6 protein-coding genes are annotated in these 5204 nt (G+C 70.0%); 4 read left to right on the top strand and 2 right to left on the bottom strand.

The genetic code is table 11. The features are described from left to right. Window positions 1-283: 283 nt before the first annotated feature. Both ABZT49_RS21075 and ABZT49_RS21070 read right to left on the bottom strand, forming a co-directional pair. Window positions 284-1411 carry an ABC transporter substrate-binding protein gene (locus ABZT49_RS21075; RefSeq protein ID WP_355288692.1) on the bottom strand — a complete coding sequence of 376 codons (1128 nt, stop codon included), beginning with the start codon at window positions 1409-1411 and terminating at the stop codon, window positions 284-286. Window positions 1412-1503: 92 nt separating this feature from the next. After that, entirely contained in the window at window positions 1504-2055 is a 552-nt protein-coding gene (locus ABZT49_RS21070; protein WP_355288690.1) for an Lrp/AsnC family transcriptional regulator, read from the bottom strand. 103 nt (window positions 2056-2158) lie between these two features. On the opposite strand from ABZT49_RS21070, the gene ABZT49_RS21065 reads away from it, so the two are divergent. The 4 genes from ABZT49_RS21065 to ABZT49_RS21050 all read left to right on the top strand — a co-directional run. Beyond that, window positions 2159-2413: a hypothetical protein gene (locus ABZT49_RS21065; protein ID WP_355288688.1), complete on the top strand. Its 255-nt coding sequence runs from the start codon at window positions 2159-2161 to the stop codon at window positions 2411-2413. Between the two features lie 38 nt (window positions 2414-2451). After that, the gene (locus tag ABZT49_RS21060) at window positions 2452-3699 is read left to right on the top strand and encodes a 3-methyl-2-oxobutanoate dehydrogenase (2-methylpropanoyl-transferring) subunit alpha (protein ID WP_355288687.1); all 1248 of its coding nucleotides are present in this window, start codon (window positions 2452-2454) and stop codon (window positions 3697-3699) included. Window position 3700: 1 nt separating this feature from the next. Then, on the top strand, window positions 3701-4714 hold the full coding sequence (locus tag ABZT49_RS21055; RefSeq protein WP_355288685.1) for an alpha-ketoacid dehydrogenase subunit beta: 1014 nt from the start codon (window positions 3701-3703) through the stop codon (window positions 4712-4714). Window positions 4715-4717: 3 nt separating this feature from the next. Further along, window positions 4718-5204: biotin/lipoyl-containing protein (locus ABZT49_RS21050; protein ID WP_355288684.1), on the top strand; the 487-nt coding region annotated here is incomplete at its 3' end.

Here is a 5204-nt window from a genome sequence, read left to right as displayed (position 1 = left end):
GGTTGCGGGGGGTGATGTAGGGGGCTGGCGGCGCCCGCTCGTTTCTCCCAACCGTATGGACACCCTCCGGGTCATCCCGGGGCCGCGCAGCGGAACCCGGGATCCATAACCGCCGACGCTGGAGAACGAAGCGGACGGCGTTCAGCCTCTTCCGGGATCGTCGGCGGTTATGGATCCCGGGTTCTCGTCTTCGACGAGCCCCGGGATGACGTCGAGCAATATAGGCCGCGTGTCGGGTTGATCGACGCAGCCGATCAGGCTGGCTCGTCGCGCAAACCGCTCCCTATTTCTCGAACTCCACCCGCTTGATGAATTTCACCGCGCCGCGCTCGTTGCGCACCACGTTGTAGCCGTGCAGCCCGTCGCCGTTCTGGTCGAAATTGTACATGCCCTCCGCCCCCTGCACGCCCTTGGTGGCGAGCAGCGCATCGCGGATCTTGCCCGGCTCGGTGCTGCCGGCCTGGTTGATGGCGCGGGCGAGCACCGTCACCGCGTCGTAGGCCCAGGCTGAGAAGAAGTCGGGTGCGGTCTTGTAGGCGGCTTCGTACTTCTCGGCGTAGGCCTTCGCGACCGGGTTGGCGTCGCGGTGGAAGTCGGAGGCCGCGTATGCGCCCTCCAGCGCCGCACCCGCGAGCTTGAGCGCCGTGGCGCTCGACGTGGTCGAGGATCCGACCCAGTCGATGTTCACCCCGAGCTGGCGCAGCTGCCGGGCGAAGATGCCCTGGTCGGTCTCGAACGGGATGTAGGTGCCGAGCACGTCGGCGCCGGACTGCTTCACCGCCAAAGCCACCGCAGTGAAGTCCTGCGAGTTGTTGGGAAAGGCCTGCACTGCCACTGGCTCGATGCCCTGCTCCTTCAGGGCGGCGGCGAGGTTGCGCATGCCGCTGGTGCCGAAGGTGTCGCTCGAATGGACCAGCGCCCATTTGCGCCGGTTCAGGGTCTTCACGCCGAATTCCGCGATGACGCGGGCGGAGTAGCGGTCGTTCGGGCGGAAGCGAAAGAGCCAGGGATTGCCGACGGCGGTGAGCTGCGGGTCGGTGCCGCCGATCATCGCGGGCTTGCCGGTCTTGGCGACGTCCGGTGCGATGGCCTGGACCTGGGTGCTGCGTACCGGCGCGATGAAGGCCGGAAGCGTGGGATCGGCCGCGAGCTTGCTGAAGGCCAGAATGGCGCCCGGATTGGTGCTCTGGTCGTCCTGGACCACGAAGTCGAGCGGCCGGCCGAGCACGCCGCCGGCCTTGTTGACCTCCTCCGCCGCGAGCTTGGCGCCCTGCACGAGGTACTTGCCCGACTCGGCGCCCGGCCCGGTGATCGCCGCGGCGATCCCGATCCGGACCGGGTCGGCGGCGCGGGCGGGGCCGAGGCTCAAGGCTACACAGACGGCGGCGAGCAGCGTCGCACGACGATTCATGGCGTCCTCCCGGTATAGTTGCACACAGCTTAACGACTGCGGGGCGGGGGACAATCCGGATCTGCCGCAATGTCGGTGCGGCAGCCGTTCAATCAGGGCTGCCGGGCGATGGCGACCGGATCGACCGAGACCTCCTGCTTCAGGGTGCGCAAGGCGAAGACAGAGCGGGACTGGCGGATGCCGCGGATCCGGTAGAGCTTTTCGCGCAGGAACCGCTCGTAATGCGCGGTGCCGCTGACCGCGACCTTGATGATGTAGTCGTACTCGCCCGTCACCAGATGCACCTCCAGGACTTCCGGGATGCGCAGGATCTCGGTGCCGAAGGCCTCCAGCACCGAATCGTCGTGCTTGTCGAGGGTCACCTCGACGAAGACCACGTCGGGGATGCCGAGCGCCCGGTGGTCGAGCACCGCGACGTAGTCGCGGATCAGCCCCGCCTCTTCCAGGCGCTTGAGCCGGGTCCAGCACGGCGATTGCGACAGGCCGACCCGCTCGGCGAGGCCCGCGATGGTCAGCCGGCCGTCGGCCCGCAGGGCGCCGAGGATCCGGCGGTCCACGTCGTCGAGCCGGTGCGGCTCCGCGCCCTTCGCGGGCGCCGGTCCGCGCCCGGAACGCCTGTTCGGCGATTCTGCCTTCGATGCCATTCCGTGTTCTCCGGAAACCGGCTTTAGCGTTGAAAATCGGCGAGGACCATCCGGTCGGACCGGGCTACAAGGGAGTCAAATCAAGCGTCGCGGGAGGACGCGCATGGCTCGTGAGCGAGGCCACATCATCGAGGTCCGGGCCCGGATCCTCCACGTCTTCGACGGCGTGACGCGATTGCTCGGCGAGGTCGAGCGGGCCGGCTACGCTCTGCGAAACCTCGCCCTCGATACCGAGGGCGCCTCCTCCGCCGTCACCCTGTCGATCCTGGTCCCGGACGGGACGGACCTCTCCTTCCTCGCCGCCCGCCTGTCGCGCCACCCGGCGGTGGTCGAGGCGCGGGTCGGCGCGCCGTCCTGACCTCCCTGCCCCAAATCCCCCTGCCCCAAGGGATTCCCATGCCGCCAGACGCCCCGAGCCCCCAGGCCGCTTTGAGCCTTCACGTGCCCGAGCCTGCCGTCCGCCCGGGCGGCAACCCGAGCTTTTCCGATCTCGACATCCCGGAGGCCGGCGCCGTCCGCCGGCCCGAGGTCGACGTCGCGGCGGCCGACATCCGCGACCTCGCCTACACGCTGATCCGGGTGCTCGACGCGGACGGCAACGCCGTCGGCCCCTGGGCCGGATCGCTCACCGACGAGGAGCTGCTCGCGGGTCTTCGCGACATGATGAAGCTGCGCGCCTTCGATGCGCGCATGCTGATGGCCCAGCGCCAGGGCAAGACCTCGTTCTACATGCAGCATCTCGGCGAGGAGGCGGTGAGCACCGCCTTCCGCCGGGCGCTCGCGCCCGGGGACATGAACTTCCCGACCTACCGGCAGGCGGGTCTGCTCATCGCCGGCGGCTATCCGCTCGTTGACATGATGTGCCAGATCTACTCGAACGAGAACGATCCGCTGCACGGCCGCCAGCTGCCGGTGATGTACTCGGCCAAGGATCACGGCTTCTTCTCGATCTCCGGCAACCTCGCGACCCAGTACGTCCAAGCGGTCGGCTGGGCGATGGCCTCGGCGATCAAGAACGACTCGAAGATCGCCGCCGCCTGGATCGGCGACGGCTCGACGGCGGAATCCGACTTCCACGCGGCCCTCGTCTTCGCCTCGACCTACCGGGCGCCGGTGGTGCTCAACGTCGTCAACAATCAGTGGGCGATCTCGACCTTCCAGGGTTTCGCCCGCGGCGGCTCCTCGACCTTCGCGGCGCGCGGCCACGGCTTCGGCATCCCGGCGCTCCGGGTCGACGGCAACGATTACCTGGCCGTCCACGCCGTGGCGAAATGGGCGGTGGAGCGTGCGCGGCGCAATCTCGGGCCGACGATCGTCGAATACGTCACCTACCGGGCCGGCGCGCATTCGACCTCGGACGACCCCTCCGCCTACCGGCCGAAGACCGAGTTCGACGCCTGGCCCCTTGGCGACCCGGTCAAGCGCCTGAAGGACCACCTCATCGCCCGCGGCGCCTGGTCGGAGGAGCGCCACCGCCAGGGCGAGGCCGAGATCCTCGACGAGGTCGTGGCGGCCCAGCGCGAGGCCGAGACCCACGGCACGCTGCATGCCGGCGGCAAGCCCTCCCCGCGCGACATGTTCGAAGGAGTGTTTTCGGAGATGCCCCCCCACCTGCGCCGCCAGCGCCAGCAGGCGGGGTACTGACATGCCGCGCCGCACGATGATCGAGGCCATCCGCGACGCGATGGCCGTGGCGATGGAGCGCGACGACGACGTGGTCGTGTTCGGGGAAGACGTCGGCTATTTCGGCGGCGTCTTCCGCTGCACCCAAGGCTTGCAAGCCCGCTTCGGCAAGAGCCGCTGCTTCGACGCGCCGATCAGCGAACTCGGCATCGTCGGCGCCGCCGTCGGCATGGCGGCCTACGGGCTGAAGCCCTGCATCGAGATCCAGTTCGCCGACTACATGTACCCGGCCTACGACCAGATCGTCTCGGAGGCCGCGCGCCTGCGCTACCGCTCGGGCGGCCAGTTCACCGCCCCGATGGTAGTGCGGATGCCGACCGGCGGGGGCATCTTCGGCGGCCAGACCCACAGCCAGAGCCCCGAGGCCCTGTTCACCCACGTGGCGGGCCTGAAGACCGTAGTGCCGTCGAACCCCTACGACGCCAAGGGCCTCCTGATCGCCGCGATCGAGGATCCCGACCCGGTGATCTTCCTGGAGCCGAAGCGCCTCTATAACGGCCCCTTCGACGGCCACCACGACCGCCCGGTGACGCCCTGGGCCCGCCACGACCTCGGCGAGGTGCCGGACGGACACTACACCGTGCCCCTCGGCAAGGCGGCGATCCGGCGCGAGGGCAAAGCCGTCACGGTGCTGGCCTACGGCACCATCGTGCACGTAGCGGAGGCCGCCGCGGCCGAGACCGGCATCGACGCGGAGGTGATCGACCTGCGCACGCTGCTCCCCCTCGACATGGAGACGATCGAGGCCTCGGTGCGCAAGACCGGGCGCTGCGTCATCGCCCACGAGGCGACCCTGACCTCCGGGTTCGGCGCCGAGCTCGCCGCGCTGGTGCAGGAATCCTGCTTCTACCACTTGGAGGCGCCGATCGTCCGGGTCGCGGGCTGGGACACGCCCTATCCGCACGCTCAGGAATGGGCCTACTTCCCCGGCCCCGAGCGCGTCGGCCGGGCCCTGCGCGCCGCGATGGAGGGCTGAACCATGGGCTTTCGCATCGTCAAGCTGCCGGATATCGGCGAGGGCGTGGCCGAGGCCGAGGTCTCAGCCTGGCACGTCAAGGTCGGGGACGTCGTCCGCGAGGACCAGCCGCTCGCCGACGTGATGACCGACAAGGCCACCGTCGAGATCCCCTCGCCGGTGAGCGGCAAAGTCGCGGCGCTGGGCGCCGAGGCCGGCCAGATGCTGGCGGTCGGCGCCGAGCTGGTGCGGCTCGAGGTCGAAGGCGGGGATTCCGCACCCGCGTCGGCGCCGGAGACTGGCGTGGCCGTGGCACCGGATGTGGCGAAGGCGCAGGACGCGGCTTCGGGCCAGCCGGCTGCCGCCCTGGTCCCGGCCGCGGACGGCCTGGAGCCGGCCCAGCCCGCGCCGGCGCCAAAATCCGCCGCGGCGCCCAGCGCCACCGCAGCTGTGAGGCCGCCCGAGGCGCCGAAGCCGGCGCCGGCCAAGCCCACTTCTCCCGCCCCGCGCC

The sequence above is a fragment of the Methylobacterium sp. EM32 genome, assembly GCF_040593685.1.
In the GTDB taxonomy this organism is placed as follows: domain Bacteria; phylum Pseudomonadota; class Alphaproteobacteria; order Rhizobiales; family Beijerinckiaceae; genus Methylobacterium.
Note: the sequence above shows the minus strand (reverse complement) of the source record. Positions and strands in the feature narration are given on the sequence as shown.